At 56.5% G+C, this 20,106-nt stretch carries 15 protein-coding genes and 1 tRNA gene; 4 read left to right on the forward strand and 12 right to left on the reverse strand.

Annotated features, from left to right (window positions below; all coding sequences use genetic code 11):
* Positions 1-26 precede the first annotated feature (26 nt).
* Positions 27-1,916 carry a PhoX family protein gene (locus tag ACR0CW_RS01610; protein ID WP_480786596.1) on the reverse strand — a complete coding sequence of 630 codons (1,890 nt, stop codon included), beginning with the start codon at positions 1,914-1,916 and terminating at the stop codon, positions 27-29.
* Positions 1,917-2,222: 306 nt separating this feature from the next.
* Here ACR0CW_RS01610 and ACR0CW_RS01615 point away from each other — a divergent pair.
* The 4 genes from ACR0CW_RS01615 to ACR0CW_RS01630 all read left to right on the forward strand — a co-directional run bounded on the left by ACR0CW_RS01615 (position 2,223) and on the right by ACR0CW_RS01630 (position 7,228).
* A tRNA-Gly gene (locus ACR0CW_RS01615) sits at positions 2,223-2,296 on the forward strand.
* Between the two features lie 128 nt (positions 2,297-2,424).
* Positions 2,425-4,245, forward strand: coding sequence for an ABC transporter transmembrane domain-containing protein (locus ACR0CW_RS01620; RefSeq protein WP_480786597.1), 1,821 nt, complete (start codon positions 2,425-2,427; stop codon positions 4,243-4,245).
* A 157-nt stretch (positions 4,246-4,402) separates the two neighbouring features.
* Positions 4,403-6,292 (forward strand): acyl-CoA synthetase, encoded by a 1,890-nt coding sequence (locus tag ACR0CW_RS01625; RefSeq protein WP_155145415.1) that lies wholly within the window; start codon positions 4,403-4,405, stop codon positions 6,290-6,292.
* Positions 6,293-6,304: 12 nt separating this feature from the next.
* Positions 6,305-7,228, forward strand: coding sequence for an alpha/beta hydrolase (locus tag ACR0CW_RS01630; protein ID WP_480786598.1), 924 nt, complete (start codon positions 6,305-6,307; stop codon positions 7,226-7,228).
* Between the two features lie 42 nt (positions 7,229-7,270).
* Here ACR0CW_RS01630 and ACR0CW_RS01635 read toward each other — a convergent pair whose 3' ends face one another.
* From ACR0CW_RS01635 to ACR0CW_RS01685, 11 genes are all read right to left on the reverse strand, one after another.
* On the reverse strand, positions 7,271-8,107 hold the full coding sequence (locus ACR0CW_RS01635; protein ID WP_480786599.1) for an alkaline phosphatase family protein: 837 nt from the start codon (positions 8,105-8,107) through the stop codon (positions 7,271-7,273).
* 161 nt (positions 8,108-8,268) lie between these two features.
* Positions 8,269-9,906, reverse strand: a complete 1,638-nt coding sequence (locus tag ACR0CW_RS01640; RefSeq protein ID WP_155145409.1) for an ABC transporter ATP-binding protein — start codon at positions 9,904-9,906, stop codon at positions 8,269-8,271.
* Entirely contained in the window at positions 9,903-10,718 is an 816-nt protein-coding gene (locus ACR0CW_RS01645; protein WP_155145408.1) for an ABC transporter permease, read from the reverse strand. The genes ACR0CW_RS01640 and ACR0CW_RS01645 overlap by 4 nt, the downstream gene beginning before the upstream one ends.
* Positions 10,715-11,671, reverse strand: a complete 957-nt coding sequence (locus tag ACR0CW_RS01650) for an ABC transporter permease (RefSeq protein ID WP_155145406.1) — start codon at positions 11,669-11,671, stop codon at positions 10,715-10,717. The genes ACR0CW_RS01645 and ACR0CW_RS01650 overlap by 4 nt, the downstream gene beginning before the upstream one ends.
* A 15-nt stretch (positions 11,672-11,686) precedes the next feature.
* Positions 11,687-13,270: an ABC transporter substrate-binding protein gene (locus ACR0CW_RS01655; RefSeq protein WP_155145404.1), complete on the reverse strand. Its 1,584-nt coding sequence runs from the start codon at positions 13,268-13,270 to the stop codon at positions 11,687-11,689.
* 124 nt (positions 13,271-13,394) lie between these two features.
* Complete coding sequence (locus ACR0CW_RS01660; protein WP_480786600.1) at positions 13,395-15,389, reverse strand: CocE/NonD family hydrolase; 1,995 nt, start codon at positions 15,387-15,389, stop codon at positions 13,395-13,397.
* Between the two features lie 51 nt (positions 15,390-15,440).
* Positions 15,441-16,544, reverse strand: a complete 1,104-nt coding sequence (locus ACR0CW_RS01665; protein WP_480786601.1) for a glycerate kinase type-2 family protein — start codon at positions 16,542-16,544, stop codon at positions 15,441-15,443.
* Positions 16,544-16,981 carry a D-aminoacyl-tRNA deacylase gene (dtd, locus tag ACR0CW_RS01670; RefSeq protein ID WP_480786602.1) on the reverse strand — a complete coding sequence of 146 codons (438 nt, stop codon included), beginning with the start codon at positions 16,979-16,981 and terminating at the stop codon, positions 16,544-16,546. Before dtd ends, ACR0CW_RS01665 begins: the two co-directional genes overlap by 1 nt.
* 34 nt (positions 16,982-17,015) lie before the next feature.
* Positions 17,016-17,684: a nitroreductase gene (locus ACR0CW_RS01675; protein ID WP_480786603.1), complete on the reverse strand. Its 669-nt coding sequence runs from the start codon at positions 17,682-17,684 to the stop codon at positions 17,016-17,018.
* Between the two features lie 107 nt (positions 17,685-17,791).
* The gene (locus ACR0CW_RS01680; protein WP_480786604.1) at positions 17,792-18,883 is read right to left on the reverse strand and encodes a TFIIB-type zinc finger domain-containing protein; all 1,092 of its coding nucleotides are present in this window, start codon (positions 18,881-18,883) and stop codon (positions 17,792-17,794) included.
* A 58-nt stretch (positions 18,884-18,941) separates the two neighbouring features.
* On the reverse strand, positions 18,942-20,090 hold the full coding sequence (locus ACR0CW_RS01685) for an SPFH domain-containing protein (RefSeq protein WP_480786605.1): 1,149 nt from the start codon (positions 20,088-20,090) through the stop codon (positions 18,942-18,944).
* Positions 20,091-20,106 lie beyond the last annotated feature (16 nt).

A 20,106-nucleotide genomic window follows, 5' to 3' on the forward strand; every position in this document is an offset into this window, starting at 1 on the left:
GGAGGCGTAGTTTTTTAGCAGTCTGGTTAGCCCACCAAACCGTTATCGGCTCGCTTGATCGCAATCACCGACGAACGCGGTGTGCCGCTATCCGGCCAGTTGCTGCCCGGATGTTGAATGCCGACAAACATGGTGCGCAGGTCGCTGGACCACGCCAGACCGGTGACTTCACAACCGGTTGGTCCCGTCATGAAGCGCGCGATCTCGCCAGTGACCGGATCGCCAACCAGCATCTGGTTGTTGCCGTTACCCGCGAAATCTTCCTCGTTGTCGTCATTGCCGTCCGTCTGGATCCAGATCAGGCCGGTCGAGTCGATAACCATGCCGTCGGGCGAATTGAACAGGTTGCCCTCGTTCACGTTGGCAGATCCGGCACGGTCGTCGGAATGCACGGTCGGGTTACCAGCCATCACGTACAGATCCCAATCGAACGCTTCGGTCGCATGGTCATCATTCGCCGGACGCCAGCGTACAATCTGGCCGTATTTGTTTGCCTCACGCGGGTTTGGTCCGTTGACCGATGTGTCATCACCGCCAGCGTTCGGCTTCACGCCACGGTTCTTGTTGTTGGTGAGGCAGCAATAGGCTTCAACTGCAACCGGGCTGGACGCCACCCATTCGGGGCGATCCATGGTAGTGCCGCCAGCTTTGGACGCGGCCATACGAGTGAAGATCGCAATCTCAGCGTCGTCCATGCCAGTGGTTTCCGGCGTCAGTGCCAGCCATTCACCGGTTGCGTCATCGTTGAACTTTGCAACATAGAGCGTGCCGTCATTCAGCAGGCTCTCGGTCTCGCTACCCGGCTGGTAGGTGCCGTTCGAGACAAACTTGTACAGATACTCACCACGTTCATCATCGCCCATGTAGACAACTACACGGCCATCAGCAGCCAACGTTACCTCAGCGTTTTCGTGCTTGAAACGCCCCAGACCAGTGTGCTTGACCGGTGTGCTGTCCGGCTTGGTCGGGTCGATCTCAACGATCCAACCTGCGCGGTGTGGTTCATTCGGGTTTTTCGACGTGTCGAAACGCGGGTCGAACAGCTCATACCCGTTCCAGCTTTCGGCCTTGACGCCATAGCGCTTGAACCCGTCTGCAACCTTCTGGTCGTAGGTCGCGTTTTCGTCACTAGAGCCGAAGTAACCGTTAAAGTTCTCCTCGCAGGTCAGATATGTGCCCCAAGGCGTTTTGCCCGCGCCACAGTTGTTCATGGTACCCAGCGAGGATGTGCCGGTTGGATCAGCTTCGGTTTTCAGCAGGTCGTGACCTGCAGCGGGTCCGACGATCTTCATCGGGGTGTTGTGGTGGATACGACGGTTAAAGGGGCTGTCTTTGATGACCGACCAGCCATCGGGACCTTCAGTGATTTCCATCACAGTCACGCCCTGAATGTTCTGAAGCTTCAGAACATCGTCGGCGTTGGCTGGGACACCTTCCTGCGCGGCGGGCAGGTTGATCTTGCGGTTCGGGTATTCGTGGTTGATCGCGATCAGCTCGTGACCCTGGAACGCGAAGGTTTCCATCCCGTCGGTGTTTTCGCCGAAGATACGATCCGACTTTTCAACAGGACCACCGTCGGTGATGTCATAGCCGTCGGCGTCCGAGAACAGCGGATCACCCCAGCGCGTCATGATTTTCCATTCATACCCTTCGGGTACATGGACAGTGCCGTCGGTTTGTGCGGCGATCGGAGTAAAGGCGAAACGTGAAGCGGTCTGGGCCTGCGCTGAAGTCGAGTTTAGCAGACCAGCGCCCATTGCAGCCGCACCCGAACCGAATGCCAACACACCGCCCAGAAATCCCCTACGGGATATGGCGCGTTCGACGACGCGGTCAAAGTCGTTTTCTTCGGGGCGGGGGAAGTGCAGTTCGTCCCAGTCATCGGCGGAGATAGTGGTAAGATCAACGTCTTTCATGGATGGCTCCTGGCTGTCTGAATCGGTTTGATTGAAAGTGGATTTAGGGCGCGTTTGTGACAGGTTGATAACAACACAATTAACCCTGTCGCGACCGACATCCGTAAACACATCACTTTTTGATACGCGAATTACTGCTCGTTTCCGCGTATCTGTTGGCCCGGATATATTGGGCGAGGGTAGTCACGCATCCTGCGGGCATTCCATTGCCAAACCAACTTTCAGGGGTCTTTCACAAAAGGACCGGATTGTGCAATTTCGGTTCTTGACGACCGCTGACGCATGGACTACTCAGCCCAGACCTGAGCGGGTATAGCTTAATGGTAAAGCCCCTGCCTTCCAAGCAGGCTATGTCGGTTCGATTCCGTCTACCCGCTCCAGCTCAGCCCGATATCGATTGCGTCAAATAGCCCGCTAAGGGTAGTAAATCGCGCGCATTGCTTGACCCCGATCACCTCTGTCGCCAAGAAGCGTTGACTTAGACCCGATCACGACACAAGGGCCAGACATGGCAAATTCTCAGTCCGCGAGCCAAGACACCACCCCGGCACCCGGTGCCAGCGAAGAAAGGGCTGGCTCTAAGAAACTGGGCGTGTTGTCGTCGCTCTGGCCATTCATGAAGCCTTATCGGATGCTGATGATCGGCGCGACACTGGCGTTGACGGTGACGGCGGGGATGTCGCTTACGTTGCCATTGGCGGTTCGCCGTGTGATCGACAATTTCCGTATTGAAGATGGCGAACTGCTGGACTGGTACTTCATGGCGGCGCTGGGCATTGCCGCCGTTCTGGCGGTGGGTACTGGCATCCGTTACGCGTTGGTAACGCGTCTGGGCGAACGGGTTGTCGCCGATATCCGGAAAGCAGTGTTTGATCGTGTCATCGGGATGAGCCCCGAGTTCTACGAACGGATCATGACGGGCGAAGTTTTGAGCCGGATCACCACAGATACGACACTGATCCAATCGGTCCTCGGATCTTCGGTCTCGATCGCCTTGCGCAATATGCTGATGTTCGTCGGTGGATTGGTGCTGATGTTGCTGACTTCGGCCAAGCTGACGGGTCTTGTGCTGTTGTTGATCCCGGCTGTGGTTGTGCCGATTTTGGTGCTGGGGCGCCGCCTGCGCGTCATCAGCCGTGAAAACCAGGATTGGATAGCGGCGTCCTCCGGTAACGCGGGCGAAGCGCTGGGCGCGGTACAAACCGTACAGGCCTTTACGCATGAACAGGCCAGCCGGAAACAGTTCGGAGACATGACGGAAACCTCTTACGTGGTTTCTCTCAAACGCATTCAGACCCGAGCTGTGCTGACCGTCATCGTTATCTTTCTGGTCTTTTCCGGGATTGTTGGCGTGTTGTGGATGGGTGCCAATGACGTCCGCAACGGTGTTATGACCGAAGGCGTTCTGGTTCAGTTCGTTATCTATTCGGTCATTATGGCGGGTTCAGTTGCAGCGCTTTCTGAGATCTGGAGCGAATTGCAGCGCGCCGCAGGGGCAACCGAGCGTCTGGTCGAGTTGTTGAATTCGGAAGATACTGTAACCGATCCTTCTCGGCCCCAGAAACTCGCGCAACCCGTACGCGGTGATATCCGGGTCGATGACGTCACATTCCGTTATCCGGCCCGCCCCGACATTCTGGCACTTGATCATCTGACTTTGCATGTGAAGCCCGGTGAAACCGTTGCCTTCGTCGGCCCGTCTGGTGCCGGTAAGACCACCGTTATTCAGATGATCCAGCGGTTCTATGATCCGGATGCGGGCCAGGTCAGTCTGGATGGTGTGAATCTGCGTGATCTTGAACGCGACGATTTCCGCCAACATATGGCGCTGGTTCCTCAGGATCCGGTGATCTTCGCGGCCTCGGCGCGTGAGAATATCCGGTTTGGTCGTCTGGACGCGACCGATGCCGAAGTTGAAGAAGCGGCAAAGGCTGCCGCGGCGCATGATTTCATTTCAGCCTTGCCTGAGGGTTATGACAGTTTCGTAGGTGAGCGCGGTGTGATGCTGTCAGGTGGACAGAAACAGCGTATCGCAATCGCGCGTGCGATTCTGCGGGATGCTCCTGTTCTCTTGCTGGACGAAGCAACATCGGCGCTCGATGCCGAGAGTGAGCGGGCTGTGCAGGGTGCGGTGGATCAAATGCGTGCCGGCCGGACTACTCTGATCGTGGCGCATCGTCTGGCCACGGTGAAGAAAGCCGACCGTATAGTCGTGATGGAAGCCGGACAGATCGTGGCGCAGGGTACCCATGAGGATCTGGTGGCGCAGGACGGTCTTTATGCCCGTCTCGCGCGTCTTCAGTTCACCGATGGCGTGGCTGCCGAATGAAGTGACGTACGGGCAAATCACGAACCGTCGCAGCGTCATTCTACATTTTCTCTCATCCGGCGGCTAAGCCGTCGCTTGCGCAGGCTTGAATTTGCTTCCATCTTGGGGGCCATCAATAGCCTGTGCACGACATGGGAGAAAAAAGGGGAGGAACCACATGGCATTTGTGGGGTTGGACGACAAGGCGCGGATCGAGCAGGAAATGGCATGGGAGGACAGAGACGTCCCCGTGACCTTTCATCAGTTGTTGTCGCGAACGGCAGAGAAATTTCCAAACCACAAGGCGATCTCCTTCCAGTTGCTATCGGGACCGAAGGACAAAGCTGAGACGCTGACCTGGTCCGATCTGCTGGGCAAAGTAAATCAGGCCGCTAACCTGTTCCGTTCCTTGGGTGTCGGGGAAAAGGATGTCGTGGCGTACGTCTTGCCGAACTGTAATGAAACGCTGGTCACTATGATGGGTGGCGCGATCGCAGGCATCGTGAACCCGATCAACCCGTTGCTTGAGCCTGAGCAGATCGCGGCAATCCTGCGTGAGACCAAGGCCAAAGTGGTCGTAACGCTGAAGTCTTTCCCCAAAACCGATGTGGCCCAAAAGGTCGAGGAAGCGGTGCGCCACGCTCCAAACGTCAATACCATCCTTGAAATTGACCTGAACCGATACCTGACGCCTCCGAAATCCTGGCTGGTCCCGTTCCTGCGTCCCAAGATGGGCGACAAAGAGCATCTGGCCCATGCGGACTACAAGAACTTCAATCAGGAATTGGCCAAGCAACCCACCACTCTGACCTTCGAGGACAGTAAAGAAGATCGAGTGGCATGCTATTTCCATACCGGTGGAACCACCGGCATGCCGAAGGTGGCACAGCACAAGTATTCTGGCCTGATCTACAACGGCTGGCTCGGCAATACGCTGCTGTTTGACGAGAATGACGTGATCATGTGCCCACTGCCCATGTTCCACGTCTTCGCTGTGCATGTCATCGTCATGGCGGCCGTTTCGTCCGGCGCGCATGTCATCTTCCCGACACCGGCCGGTTATCGCGGCGATGGCGTGTTCGACAATTTCTGGAAGCTGATCGAACGCTGGAAAGTCTCGTTCATTATCACCGTTCCAACAGCGATCTCGGCCAAGATGCAGCGTCCGGTTGACGCTGACATCTCCAGCGTGAAAACGGCCTTTTCGGGCTCTGCTCCGTTGCCTGTTGAACTGTTCCGCCGTTTTGAGGAAGCCACGGGTGTCACGATTGTCGAAGGCTACGGTCTGACCGAAGCAACCTGTTTGGTTTCGTGCAACCCTGTGGATGGCGAGAAAAAGATCGGCTCAATCGGTATTCCGTTCCCATATACGGATGTCAAAATCCTGCAGGATGGACCAGACGGGCCCACCGAATGCAGCACTGACCAGATCGGCGAAATCTGCATTTCGAACCCTGGGGTGTATGCCGGCAACACCTATACCGAAGCCGACAAGAACACGAATCTCTACCACTTTGACAAATACCTGCGGACGGGCGATCTGGGCCGTTTTGACGAAGACGGATACCTCTGGATTACCGGACGTGCGAAGGACCTGATTATCCGTGGCGGTCACAACATTGACCCCGCTGAGATCGAAGAGGCCTTGCTGGGTCACGATGCGGTTGCCTTCGCCGGTGCTATTGGTCAGCCCGACGCGCATTCTGGCGAGGTGCCCTGTGCCTTTGTCGAATTGGTCGAGGGGGCCTCGGCCACCGAAGAAGAGCTGATGGAGTATTGCAAAGTGCATGTCCACGAACGTGCCGCGCAGCCCAAGCACATGACGATTCTTTCTGAACTGCCCAAAACGGCGGTTGGTAAGGTGTTCAAACCCGAACTGCGCAAGCAGGCGATCACGCGTATCTACAACGGAGCGCTGGAGACCGCAGGTGTATCTGCACGTGTCGTGTCGGTGATCGACGATAAGAAGCGTGGACTCGTCGCACAGCTTGACGCGAACGGCTCGTCCGAGGACGATGTCAGCAAAGTGCTGGGATCGTTCACCCGGCCGTGGGAGTGGGCTGCCTGACCGGGAGGGACTATGGATTATGAACGTCTGATTGATGAGGAAACTTGGGCGTTCATAAGACGCACTGCTGAAAGCTATCCTGATGATGCTGTTGATCTGTCCATAACAGATCAACGCCGCGTCTATGATGAGATGTGCCGGGATTTTCGCCAACCTCGTCCCGCGGGTGTCGAAGCACAGGATCTGTCAGCTGATGGCGTCGGGGTTCGGCTCTATTCATCAGGGATACCAACGCGAACCGTCGTCTATATTCACGGCGGCGGTTTTGTAGTCGGCGGATTAGACAGCCATGATGATGTCTGCGCTGAAATCTGTTCTCAGACTGGTTACCGAGTCGTGGCCGTTGACTATCGCCTATGCCCCGAGCATGTGCACCCTGCGCAGTTTCAGGATGCCTGGTCAGCCGTCAACTGGGCGATGGGAGAGTTTGGTGATCCCATTGTTCTGGCAGGTGACAGCGCAGGCGGAAACCTTGCCGCAGCAGTTGCACATTACGCGCGCGGACGACTGGAAGGTATCATCGGGCAAGTTCTGATCTATCCCGGCCTTGGCGGAGACCCAAGCAAGGGATCGTATATAGAACACGCGCACGCGCCACTGCTAACGCGGGAAGAAATCCTGTTTTACGAAAAGGTGCGCTGCAACGGGAATGTGCCCGAGAATGACCCGACCTTTGCACCTCTGCACGACACGGATTTTTCTGAGTTACCTCCTACCGTCGTAGTGACCGCCGATTGTGATCCTTTGCGGGATGACGGGCCTGATTATTGCAACAAGATTGTTGAGGCTGGTGGTCAAGCTCATTGGATCAATGAGCCGGGCCTGATCCATGGCTACCTGAGGGCCCGGACCAGCGTGAAACGTGCCGCCGACAGTTTTGAGCGGATTTCGGTCGCAATCGAAGCGTTGGGGCAGGGGCTTTGGAACTATGACTGATCAGGCTGTTAAACGCAGCCTGATCATTGATTCAAGTCGTGTTTAGCTCAGGAAAGACTTGGCTTTCATTGTGTCGGCCACAGGTGCGCCCATGCGCTGCAGGATGGTCGGCGCAAGCTGCAGTTGGTCAATCACGTAGTCAGCATCAGGCCCCTTGGCGTCTCCAAAGTAGTAGAGTGCTGTTTCCTGCTGCAGCGCACCACGCCCGCCATGATGGCCGCGTTCATCTTGCCCATGATCGGCTGTCACGATCACTTCGTAGCCCAGCTGCCGCCAGCGCGGAATGAACGGGGCCAGCATTTCGTCCATGACAAAGCAGGCATGATCCATTTCTTCGCAATCGTGGTAGAAGCGGTGTCCCATGCTATCCAGCGTACAAGTGTGCAGGATGCCATAATCCAACCCGAACCGCAGGCAAAGATTGGTGAGAGTTCCGAACAGATCGACATCCGAGGGCGTCATCTGATTGGCTTTCCCATAGCCGGTCATGCTGTGAAACCGTCCGTGATTGATGGTTTTGCTTTCCGGTTCATCATACTCGATGTCACGGACGTAATCGAACGGATGCCGGTTGAAGAATTGCGACCAGAAGCTGTGGGTCACGGCGCCGGTTACGCCATCTGCTTCGCGCACCTGGCTGAAGATGTCCTTATGATCCAGTCGGAAGACGTTACCGTTGCCGGTGCAACCATGTTCCTGCGGCGTAACGCCCGTATGAATCGAGGCATAACAACTGGCTGAAATTGATGGCAAAACAGCCCGCAATTTCCAGACCTGTGCTTCACCGCTGTCGACCCAGCCTTCAAGATTTCCGAACAGACGGCGAAAGTTGCGCCATGGTACGCCGTCCAGAATGATAAGTAGCAGCTTACGGTCCATCTCATGACCCTTTTGACAGTATTTCTATTCAGGTGATCCTAGCGGATTCGCTTGCTCAGGGTCGCCCGTTCGCGCCCCGAATAGCAAAATCCCGACGCTTGTCTGTAGTGCAAGCGCCGGGATTTCAAAGTTTCATCGGGTTGTTACAGAGAGGGTAGGGATCAGTTCCCCGCGCTCTCCATCTTACGATGTGCAACAACCTCTTCCAGCCAGCCCAGATGCATCTCGGGAACCGAGCTGAGCAGCAGGTCAGTATAGTCGTCAAACGGCGGGCTCAGAACCTGCGATTTGGAACCATAGCGAACCACACGGCCCTGATACATCACGGCAATCGAGTCAGAGATTGCTTTGACGGTTGCGAGATCGTGAGTGATGAACAGATAGGCGACATCCTCGATCTTCTGCAGATCCAGCAGCAGCTTGAGAATACCGTCCGCCACCAGCGGATCGAGCGCCGAGGTGACCTCGTCGCAGATGATCATTTTTGGCTTCGCCGCCAGTGATCGCGCAATACAGACACGCTGTTTCTGGCCACCGGACAGTTCCGCTGGATAGCGGTCCATGAACTTTTCACCCAGTTCGATCTCATCCAGCAATTCGATAATCCGCTTACGCTTCTCAGCGCCGCGCATACCGAAATAGAACTCCAGCGGTCGACCGATGATCGTGCCAACCGTCTGACGCGGATTCATCGCTACGTCAGCCATCTGGTAGATCATCTGCAGCTCGCGCAGGTCTTCGCGGGTCCGTCCAGCCAGATCGGGTGAGAGTTTGCGGCCCGCGAAGGTGATCTCACCATCGCGTGGAGGCAGCAGCCCTGTGATCACCCGTGCAAGCGTTGATTTACCCGAACCGGATTCCCCCACAACCGCCAGCGTCTGCCCTGGATGGAGCTCGACATTGACGTTGTGCAGCACGTCGAAGTTCAGCCCTTTGTAGCGCGCGGTGATCCCGTCAACGCTCAACACCGGTTCAGGCGTCGGCTTCTTCTCTTCGTGCTCGATCGAGCGAACCGAGACCAGTGCCTTGGTATACTCTTCCTGTGGGTTGTTGATGATCTGATCGGTGTGGCCGTATTCGACGGTGTTACCCATCCGCAGAACCATGATGTCATCGCTCACCTGCGCAACGACCGCGAGGTCATGCGTGATATAGAGCGCGGCAACACCAGTATCAGCGATAGCCTCTTTGATCGCCATCAGAACGTCGATCTGAGTGGTCACATCCAACGCTGTGGTGGGTTCATCGAACACAACCAGATCAGGCTCTGGACACAGAGCCAGCGCTGTCATGCAACGCTGCAGCTGACCACCCGAAACCTGGTGCGGGTAGCGATCACCGATATTATCCGGATCAGGCAGGCCCAACTTGGCAAAGAGTTCCCGCGCGCGGGCTTCAGCCTCTTTGCGCGAGAATTTCTTGTGCTCTACGGCCGCTTCGACAACCTGATCCATGATCTTCTTGGCCGGGTTGAACGATGCCGCGGCGGATTGCGAGACATAGGTCACCTCACCGCCACGCAGATTGCGAATATCCCCCAAAGAGGACTTCATGATATCGCGGCCGTTTACCCAGACTTCGCCGCCGGTAATCTTCACACCACCGCGGCCATAGGCCATCGAGGCCAGACCGATGGTGGATTTACCGGCTCCGGATTCACCGATCAGTCCCAACACCTTGCCGCGCTCGAGGTCAAAGCTGACCCCGTGCACGATTTCGATGTCATGGGGCTTTTCGCCCGGCGGATATACGGTCGCACCGATTTTGAGGTCACGGACCTTGAGAAGGGTATCACTCATCCCCGACCTCCTTTCAGCGATGTGGTGCGGTTCAGGATCCAGTCAGCCACAAGGTTGACCGAGATCGCCAACGTTGCGATGGCGACAGCAGGGTAGAGGGCCGCGCCAATGCCGTAGACGATGCCGTCCTTGTTCTCCTTCACAATGCCGCCCCAGTCGGCCAGCGGCGGCTGAACGCCCAGACCCAGGAACGACAGGGTAGAGACAAACAGAACCATGAAGATGAACCGCAGGCCCAGCTCAGCCACCAGAGGCGACAGTGCGTTGGGCAGGATCTCACGGAAGATGATCCAGGTCTGACCTTCGCCACGCAGTTTTGCGGCTTCGACATAGTCCATTACCGCGATATCCACCGCGACCGCGCGGGCCAGACGATAGACGCGCGTGGCGTCCAGAAGGCCCATGACGACGATCAGTACCGGGATGGTCACCGGCACCATCGCCAGAACCACCAGCGCGGTAATCAGCGACGGAATCGACATGATCAAGTCAACCGTCCGCGACATGACCTGATCGGCCCAACCGCCCAGAACCGCGGCCAGAAAGCCAAGGATCGAGCCTGTAACGAAGCTTAGGATCGTTGCAGCCGTGGCGATGAAGATCGTTGTGCGTCCACCGTAGATCATACGGCTGAGAAGATCGCGTCCAATGTTGTCAGTGCCCAGCCAGAACTGTGAACTGGATGGTTCCCAGACATCGCCGACAACCTCGGCCATTCCGTAAGGGGCCAGCAGAGGCGCAAATACCGCGATGATGAAGTAAAGGCCTGTGAACGCCAGTCCGATCATTGCAGAGATAGGTATGTTCTTCATTTCGGATGCCTCAGCCTTGGGTTGGCCAGAATGGCAACGATGTCTGCAATCATGTTCAGTCCGATATAGATGGCGGCAAAGATCACACCACAGGCCAGAACCACCGGAACATCACGTTTGGTCACGTGGTCCACCAGGTACTGTCCCATACCGGGATAGACGAACACCACCTCCACGACGACGACGCCGACCACCAGATAGGCAAGGTTCAGCATGACGACGTTGACGATCGGGGCAATCGCGTTCGGGAAAGCGTGACGGTAGATGACCTTGAAATTGCTGAGACCTTTGAGTTCAGCAGTTTCGACATAAGCCGATTGCATCACGTTCAGGATCGCGGCGCGGGTCATCCGCATCATATGCGCCAGAACAACCATGGTCAGAACGATGACCGGCAGGGCGATCGCGTTCAGTTTCTGTCCGAACGACATGCTGTCGTTGATCATAGCCAGAGGCGAAAACATGCCCAGCTTCACCGCGATGAAGTAAACCAGGACATAGCCGATCAGAAATTCGGGGATCGAGATCGTGGTGAGTGTGACTGCCGAGATCAGCTTGTCAGGCCAGCGGTTACGATAGCGTACTGCCAGAAGACCAAGGAAAATGGCCAATGGAACCGATACGATAGCGGCCCAGAATGCCAGGAAAAGAGTGTTGCCCAGACGGCTGCCAACGGATTCGGCAATGTCCAGTCTGTTGGTGAGGGATTGGCCCAGATCACCCTGGACGATTCCGCCCAGCCATTCAAAATAGCGCGTCAGAGCGGGACGATTGAGGCCCATTTCTTCGCGTAGGTTCGCCAGGGCTTCGGGGGTTGCGGACTGGCCCAGGACGGCTTGCGCTGCGTCTCCGGGAAGGGCTTCGGTCAGGCCAAAAATCAGGGCCGAAGCGCCAAACAAGAGCAGGAGTCCCAGCGCTAAGCGCTGGAACACCAGTTTGATGATTGGATGCATATGTCAGGATCCGTATCAGACGAACCACATCTTACGCGAAACCTGACCGTTCATCAGTTCGCCGTTGGGATCGGTGTCCCATCCGTCCAGCTGGTTGCTGACGGCATCGACGAAGTCATTGAACATCGGGCAGATCAGACCACCGTTGTCACGCAACATCATACCCATCTGAGAGTAGATGCCTTTGCGCTTGTCGGAATCCAGTTCGGCGCGTGCAGCGAACAGCATGTCGTCGAATTCTTTGACTTTGAAACGAGTGTCGTTCCAGTCGGCTGTCGACAGATAGGCAGTTGCGTACATCTGGTCCTGAACCGGGCGGCCACCCCAGTACGATGCACAGAACGGCTGAACGTTCCAGACTTCGGACCAGTAACCGTCGTTAGGCTCACGCTCGATTTCCAGCGGAATGCCGGCCTGAGCAGCGGTCTGCTGGAACAGGGCTGCAGCATCCACCGCACCCGGGAATGCGCCGTCTGCGGTGCGCAGGATGATCGGCGACCCGTCGTGGCCGGATTTTTTGTAGTGCTCTGCCGCTTTCTCGATGCTGAACTCGCGCTGCGGGATCGTCTCATCAAACAGCGGGTAGGCCGCGTTGATGGGCATGTCGTTTCCGACCGAACCATAGCCGCGCAGAATCTTCTCAACCATCTCTTCACGGTTGATGGCGTATTTCAGAGCGGTACGCAGTTCGTTGTTGTCGAACGGTGCGGTATCGCAGTGCATGATGAACACATAGTGACCACGGCCCGGTGTGGACTGCACGGTCAGTGTCGGTGCGCGCGAAAGCAGATCAGCAACTTTTGGTTCAATACGGTTGGCCATCTGAACCTGACCGGACTGCAGAGCTGCAGTACGTGCCGTGGTGTCGTTGATCACAACGTTCTCAACGCTGTCGAAGTGACCGTAGTCGCTCCAATGGTTTTCGAACTTGCTGAACAGGTGACGTACACCTGGCTCATCAACTTCCAGCTTGTATGGGCCTGTGCCGATACCCGCAGCAGGGTTGTCCATGCCACCATCAGGCTGAATGATCAGGTGATAGTCAGCCATCAGATAGGGCAGGTCGGCGTTCGGCTCGGTCAACGTGACCTGGAAGTTGTTGCCATCGGCCTTCATCGACTCGATGCCCTTCATGATGCCCAGGGCACCGGACTTGGAGTCTTCGTTCGAGTGGCGTTCCATGGTTTTCAGCACGTCTTCGCTGGTCATGGTTTTGCCGTTGTGGAATTCGACACCGTCACGCAGCTTGAAGGTCCAGACCTTCGCGTCGGCGCTGCCTTCTACGCTTTCGGCCAGACGTGCTTCGATGGTTCCGTCCGGAGCAACTTCGACCAGCGTGTCGCCGAAGTGGCGGCCGTTCATGTATGGAACCGAGCTTGCATAAGTCGCCGGGTCCAGCGAGTTGGTCGACTCACCGCCTTGCAGACCCAGTTTCAGGTCGCCGCCCTTTTTCGGGCCCGCCGCACGCGCGGCGTCGGCAAACATTGTGCTGGCCATGGCAGCGGAAACGCCGAGCGCGGCGGCCTTACCCATGAATTCGCGGCGGGTCATTTTACCTGCCGTGACCTGACCAGTCATGTGAGTGAGTTGTTCTTTCATCCAAGGATCTCCCAGTTGATAGTGTTTATGCCCTTGGCGGGCTTTTTATTGACGCGTGAGTCAACGTTGGCGTATTTCGGCCGACCGGGCAAGGTTTAATGTCCTGCCTTTTGGTCGCCGGAAATTACATCAGCTTACGTGCTACGGTGTCCTCCTTGGTTGTCGAAAACACCAACACATCATTTTCAAAGGCATTTATTGTTGCACGAAGATGAAAATTCTCGGTGTCGGACCACATTTCGCAGCTGGTATTGGTTTTCAGGCTTAGATTGCCGCGTTTCTGTTCCTGAGTCCAATCACAGGCACCTCGTGCGGAAAGAGGGTCATCCGGGTGAATCGTCCAGATTTCTTGAGCAGATCCACCACTGACCAAGCCATGATCGCAATCTTCAACCAGTCCAAAGTCATCCTCGATAATGAGTTTGACTTCTCCAGTGTTCATATCGGTTTCCACGCGGCGTGAATTGGCAGAAGCACGAAGTGTTTTGATCTTCCAGGGCTCTTCGGCATCCGGTGGTGGAAAGGCACATTCGTCCGATATTGCCGTTTCTCGTCGCGGAATTGTGATCTCGCCTTCGGTCAGGTGCAGCTCTGCTGTCTCTGGTGATGGCCATATCAGTGGCCAGTAGGCACTTGAAACGGCGACGCGCAGACGGTGCCCCTTTGGAACTCGATAAGCGATCTGATCCAGATCCAGTTCAATTTCATATATCGCGCCCGAGGTGAGCGAGGCCGGGTCGGAATGGCTGTCACGATGGGACAGATTCAATACACCGTAGGTGATTCTTGTCGACGCCCCATCAGGATGGACATGGTTCAACCGCACCGCAATTTGCGCTTGCGCCTTGTCTGAACTGACCTTGAGGCGGATACGCGGCGCGCCGACGATGTCCATGTCATTGTCTAACGGCGAGCTGTCAAAGCAGGCTGACAAAGAATCATCAGCCCGCTGGTCGCCCGGCAGATCCGGGCCCAGCCAGATGGCGCAATACTCTCCGCCATCCATACCGCAATGGTGAGGTGAGCGAATGCGTGCACTCAACGAACCACTATTGCCTAACCCGGCATCTGTGAGAGACATGGTCACCGTTGGCAGATGAGACGTTGCACCCGATGTTTCGGCCACCCAGCGACCGGGGCGCTCTGCATACCAGCGGGCAGGGCGTACGCCATCCATCAGGTAGGCTCGGTAATCCGGATCATCAGCCACTCCGGTGTCCAGACCTTTCAGCCAATGGTCCCACCAACGAAGTGCTTCCTGCAGGAACCCAATCCTTGGTTCGGGTACTGCAAAGTGTGGATATTTATGCACCCAAGGGCCAACGATCCCCTTTGCTGGGGCTTCCAACTGCTCAACCAGCAGCGGAACAGTGTTCTTGTACGCATCACCCCAGCCACCAACGGCAAGCGTTGCCGCCTGGATCGCCGAAAAATCTTCGCAGACTGATCCATGCTGCCAGTACTCATCACGTGCCTGATGCCGCAACCAGACGGAGGGCAGGAACGGTTCATTCTCAAGACGGTCCAGCCAAAGTTCGCGCCAGTTCGACCGAAGCTCCGGATCGGGTGCACGTGAGGAATAGGACCACATGGTGGCCCCCCAGCCGAGGTTTTCGTTCAAAAGACATCCACCCTTGTAGTGGATGTCATCCGCGTACCGATCTGCCGTTGAGCAGAGTGTAATAATAGCCTTGAGCGGGTCGGGGTGCATCGCTGCCACTTGCAATGCGTTAAAGCCGCCCCAGCTGATTCCCATCATGCCGATGGATCCACTGCACCAGGGTTGTTGTGACAGCCACTCGATGACCTCGACAGCATCATCCAGCTCCTGCTGGGTGTACTCGTCTTCCATCAGCCCTTCGCTGTCGCCATTGCCACGCATGTCAACGCGGATACAGGCATAACCACGTTTGGCAAACCAGGGATGAGTAAGCGCATCTCGCGCTGTCGTGCCATCACGCTTTCGATAGGGCAGATACTCAAGAATGGCGGGAACAGGGGACTGTTCAGCATCGGTTGGCCGCCAGACACGAGCTGACAAGCGGCAACCATCGGAAAGCCGGATACCTAAGTCAGGGATTTCTTCTATGTCGCAGAGCGAATTCGGTGCGCGCGTCATTTGTTCAGTCTCGGGTTGTTTGCCATGTTCTTGAAGGGTAAAAACGTCAATCTAACCTCTTATAGCGACAATGAGGTCCATAACATTGGTGCCGGTCGGACCTGTCACCAACAGGGCGCCAGCCTGATCCAGAAAGCTCCCGCTGTCCGCGCGGTTCAGGGCGCTCTCAGCACCCTCAGCCCATGTGGTGCCATCGATCATTGCGCCTGCAGCAGAGGTCGGGCCATCGGTGCCATCCGTTCCTCCGATTACGACCGTAATGCCCTCGCAGCCCGCAATCTCACGGGCCAGCGCCAGCCCCAACGCTTGATTGCGACCACCACGTCCCGGTTTGTCTGGCAACGTGACTGTTGGTTCGCCGCCAAAGATCATGGCACCGGGTTCCATATTGCGAATTTGCGCGCCAATCTTGGCGGCAATTGCCAAATAGTCGTCGTGTAGTGCTTCTTCGTTCAGATGAACCGCGTAGCCAGCTTTTTGTGCAGCCTCTGCCGCATCGGCCCGAGCATGGGCGTTTGAGGCGATAATGGATGCGGTTGCCTGAAATGCAGATGTATCGGGCAGGGCTCCGATCCCGGAGCCGATCACATTCAAGTCGTCGCCCGGAACATCAGATATCGCCAGAACAGTGACCCGTTTGCCAGAGAAAAGTGACAGCAGGCCGCTTCCCTTGATCTGCGATATTTTGCGCCTTTCAGCATTCATCGCGTGAATGTCTAAGCCTTTGGACAACAGATCCTTATTCAGCGCCGCAAGATCATCAAGGGTTTTGCCCGGGACCAGATCTTCGGCCAACGACGAAGCCCCTCCTGAGACGAGTAACAGCAAGTGCTCTTCCTGACCCATCGCCTCAACGGCTTCGCGCAGTGCACGACCTCCGGTAAGGCTCCGTGCGTCGGGCACAGGATGGGATGCTTCAATCAACTGGACGTGCGAAGGCAGATCGTCAGCATGTCCATCCTTGGTGACGACCAAGGTTGGGACCTGTCCAAAGTGATCCAATGCAGCGCTGGCCATTGCCGCAGCGGGTTTGCCAACAGCCAGAATGCGATCGGGCTTTGGTACTGAACCCAAGGCCTTTTGGGTCGCATTGTATCCGTCGACAGCCGCGACACCGGCCTTCCAGATCTCTACGGCTTGCGTTGCTTGTGTCATTAACTTTCCATCCAGATTGTCACTGGCCCGTCATTGACCAGTTCTACTGCCATATCGGCACCAAACTCCCCGGTCTCGACAGGCACGCCGAGGGCGGCCAGTTGCCGAGCGAATGTTTCGTAAAGATATTTGCCGGTTTCAGGCGGGGCGGCCGTGGCGAAGCCCGGTCGATTTCCCCGGGAGGTATCTGCCGCCAATGTGAACTGACTGATCACCAATGCGGAACCGTTGATATCAAGTATCGACCGGTTCATTTTGCCGTTGTCGTCCTTGAAAATGCGGAGCTTGGAGATTTTCGCGGCGAGCTGTCCTGCCTTTGTCTCATCGTCTTCCTGCATCGCGCATACAAGGATCAGCAGCCCGGTGCCTGACCGTCCGATGACTTCCTCATCCACTGAAACTGATGCCTGAGTGATTCTTTGAATCAAGGCCCGCATAGCTTGTCCTCACTTCGGGGGTTGGGCGGGCGGATTAACCGCGCCAATCGACAATCTCTTCCACTAATGCGCGCTCGGTTCGAAACGCGTTGGCCGGGTGTTCTCTGTTCGGGTAGCCAAAGGAAATCGCACACAAGATCAGGCGATCATCCGGTATCTGAAAGTACTGGTGCAGAAACGGGCCATAAGCTGCGACAGCTGCCTGTGGGATTGTGGCGATTCCCAATGCCTGAGCGGCAAGCGAAAAGGCTGTTACGAACCCGCCACAGTCCATTGCGCCGTACGCGCCCAGTTCGGCAGGGCTCGAGATGATTGCACAATGCGGCGCACCGAACAGAGAAAAATTCTCCATCATCTGTCTGGCCGATGCAGCGCGGTCGCCTTTTTCGATCCCGACGGCTTCATATAGTGCCCAGCCACAGGCGCGGCGGCGATCCTGATAAACACCGGAATACGAACTGGGGAATGGCAGGTCCGGGGCAGGGGTGCCTGTCGCCGCCTCAATCTGAAGTGCTTCACGGAATGTATCCGTGTCCTCGCCGCTGGTAACGACGACCTTCCAAGGTTGGGCGTTACACCAACTGGGAACACGCATCGCGCTGGACAGGATTTGTTCGATCTGGGCTTTGGGCACCGGATCGCGCTGGAAAGCGCGACAGGAATGGCGCTGATCCAGAAGCGAGTTCAAGGCTGCGAATGTCACGGATGGCCTCCCCCCAATCCAACGCGCGGCAGGATGGAGGTGACATTTGAGATGTGCAAGAGGCTAAGTGACCGAAACCCTAGCTGATGTGTTTCGGTCGTCGGTGGCTATTTTTGGCCCGTGGCCAGCAGGTAGCCGACGCCAGCTGCAACAAGCAAACCCAGAACAACTGCAACGGTAATCTTAATCGCAGACCAGGGGCGTTCACCCTGAACCCGGCCGGTACGGCCGTTCACCACAAATCGATAGGTCTGGCCCCGGTACTTGTACGCTGCCATCCATACCGGCAGCAGGATGTGCTTGAAGGTGACATCCCGCACTTCGGTCTCTAGCGCGTGAATCCTTTGTCTATCGCCACCGATGTCGAACCGGACATCCCGCTCAATGACTCGCGCCATGTATTGACGGGCTTCCTTGTATCCTTCCTGCAGCTCAACAGTGTAGGCTTCGGCCCGAAATCCGGCTAGGTATTCCGGTTGATAGGGTTCCAATGCCGGAAGATCCCATGGTTCCAAAGCATCGGTATAGCTTTTAGGTAATGAGCGTGAGGCCAGCACCAGAACATCGTCGAAGAAGCGGGCGACACGTCCGGATTTTGGTGTCCAGCGTACCTTGGGAACCTGCTGCTGGACTGGTTTTCCGTCGCGCATAACGGTTCGTGTTTCATAATAAACAACACCCCGTTCGCCGCGATAGCTGGATTTCGTATCGGCATCAAAGGTCCAGTAAGGCACGTAAATGCCTTGCATTTTTCGTCCCTTGCGCGCGTAGTCTTTCAATCCATTTGGTGCAAACCACAAACGGCCCAACCAATCGCCCATCGCCTTGTGCGCCGATCTTTCATCAAGCGCAAAAGGCAAAACGCCCCGAGGCTTGATATGTCGGTTCACTCCCGTGTCGGTTACGACTGGCGTGGCACAAAACGGGCATTCGGCTGCATGGGTGTTAGGATCAAACTCGACCTGAGCTGCGCAATTCGGGCAACTCAGAACTCGGGTCTCCTCGATCTCTGTCTCGGGCAGTCGATCCGCGATTGCAGCATCGAAATCCAGCTCTCGAAGACTTGCACCACCCCAGGGACCGCTCGAAATCGGTTCTGAATGCCCGCAATGGTCGCAGGTCAATGTGCCATCGCCGGGGTTGAACCGATAGTCTGCGCCACATTGGTCGCAGGGAAAGCGGTGCTCGTTTTCGCTCATCCTCAGATCGCCTTGTTGGTCAGAGCCGATAATGCCGTTAAGTCAGTCCAAACCTGCTTCACGCTCCCGGAGGGGGTGGAGGCAGGATCGTGAACAATTGTGCCAATTCCTGAACATCGCCAGCTTTCTTCCAACCGTCCTGACCGGCGGTCCAAACATGGGTGTCCCGAGTGATTTCCCCATCAGTCGCCATGCGTCCCATTTTGGCCTTGGAAAATGGCCCGCTGGTTTGCCCGTCGACCGCGATATGCCAGACATGCTCGACCGGTGGCGGAGGAGGCGGGGCCGCATGCGCTGCCGGTTGCGGAGCAGCGGGGGCGGGCGATCCCCACGGGCCGCTTGGCTGACCCGCTGCCATGTTCGACATCTGTTGTGCCATTGCCATGCCCATTCCCATGCCTAGGCCTGCACCCATGCCGCCACCTTGGCCGGGGTTGTTGGCCGCAGCTGTCATGGCTTCTGCCGCAGAATACTGTGTGTACTTACCCAGATCACCAGCCAGCCCCATCGAGGTACGCTTGTCCAAGGCGGCCTCGACTGCTGGGGGCAGAGAGATGTTTTCGATGTAGAATTCGGGCATTTCCAGCCCATAGCCTTCAAGAACCGGGGAAACCTCGGCCGCAATCAATTTGCCAAGATCAGCAGTGTTCGCCGCCATGTCCAGAACCGGAATGCCTGATCCTGCAATAACGCGGCTGAATTCCTGAACGATGATATTGCGGATTTGATAGCTGATTTCGTCCATGGTGAATTCACCATCGGTCCCGACGATCTCGATTAGGAATTTGGCAGGGTCCTTGACACGAACGGTATATGTTCCGAAGGCGCGAATGCGCGTTGGGCCGAATTCCGGGTCCCGCAGCATGATCGGGTTTTTGGTTCCCCATTTCAGGTCGTTGAAACGGGTGGTGTTGACGAAATAGATCTCGGACTTGAAAGGCGACTGAAAGCCGTGATCCCAGTGTTGCAACGTGGTCAGGATCGGCATGTTGTTGGTTTCAAGCATGTATAGACCCGGCGTGAACACGTCTGCCAATTGCCCTTCATGCACGAAAACGGCGGCCTGACCTTCGCGTACGGTTAGCTTGGCACCGTATTTGATCTCATGCCCTTCGCGCTCGAACCGCCAGACCATAGTGTCCCGGGTGTCATCAACCCAATGGATGACATCAATAAATTCTCCGGTCAGAAAATCGAAAATTCCCATTTGGGTTCTCCTGTCC

This window comes from Ruegeria sp. CH6, from assembly GCF_056537005.1.

Bases quoted from the DNA above. Each gene is read 5' to 3' on its own strand.
- ACR0CW_RS01610 (WP_480786596.1), bottom strand. From the start codon at position 1,916: ATGAAAGACGTTGATCTTACCACTATCTCCGCCGATGACTGGGACGAA.
- ACR0CW_RS01620 (WP_480786597.1), top strand. From the start codon at position 2,425: ATGGCAAATTCTCAGTCCGCGAGCCAAGACACCACCCCGGCACCCGGT.
- ACR0CW_RS01625 (WP_155145415.1), top strand. From the start codon at position 4,403: ATGGCATTTGTGGGGTTGGACGACAAGGCGCGGATCGAGCAGGAAATG.
- ACR0CW_RS01630 (WP_480786598.1), top strand. From the start codon at position 6,305: ATGGATTATGAACGTCTGATTGATGAGGAAACTTGGGCGTTCATAAGA.
- ACR0CW_RS01635 (WP_480786599.1), bottom strand. From the start codon at position 8,107: ATGGACCGTAAGCTGCTACTTATCATTCTGGACGGCGTACCATGGCGC.
- ACR0CW_RS01640 (WP_155145409.1), bottom strand. From the start codon at position 9,906: ATGAGTGATACCCTTCTCAAGGTCCGTGACCTCAAAATCGGTGCGACC.
- ACR0CW_RS01645 (WP_155145408.1), bottom strand. From the start codon at position 10,718: ATGAAGAACATACCTATCTCTGCAATGATCGGACTGGCGTTCACAGGC.
- ACR0CW_RS01650 (WP_155145406.1), bottom strand. From the start codon at position 11,671: ATGCATCCAATCATCAAACTGGTGTTCCAGCGCTTAGCGCTGGGACTC.
- ACR0CW_RS01655 (WP_155145404.1), bottom strand. From the start codon at position 13,270: ATGAAAGAACAACTCACTCACATGACTGGTCAGGTCACGGCAGGTAAA.
- ACR0CW_RS01660 (WP_480786600.1), bottom strand. From the start codon at position 15,389: ATGACGCGCGCACCGAATTCGCTCTGCGACATAGAAGAAATCCCTGAC.
- ACR0CW_RS01665 (WP_480786601.1), bottom strand. From the start codon at position 16,544: ATGACACAAGCAACGCAAGCCGTAGAGATCTGGAAGGCCGGTGTCGCG.
- dtd (WP_480786602.1), bottom strand. From the start codon at position 16,981: ATGCGGGCCTTGATTCAAAGAATCACTCAGGCATCAGTTTCAGTGGAT.
- ACR0CW_RS01680 (WP_480786604.1), bottom strand. From the start codon at position 18,883: ATGAGCGAAAACGAGCACCGCTTTCCCTGCGACCAATGTGGCGCAGAC.
- ACR0CW_RS01685 (WP_480786605.1), bottom strand. From the start codon at position 20,090: ATGGGAATTTTCGATTTTCTGACCGGAGAATTTATTGATGTCATCCAT.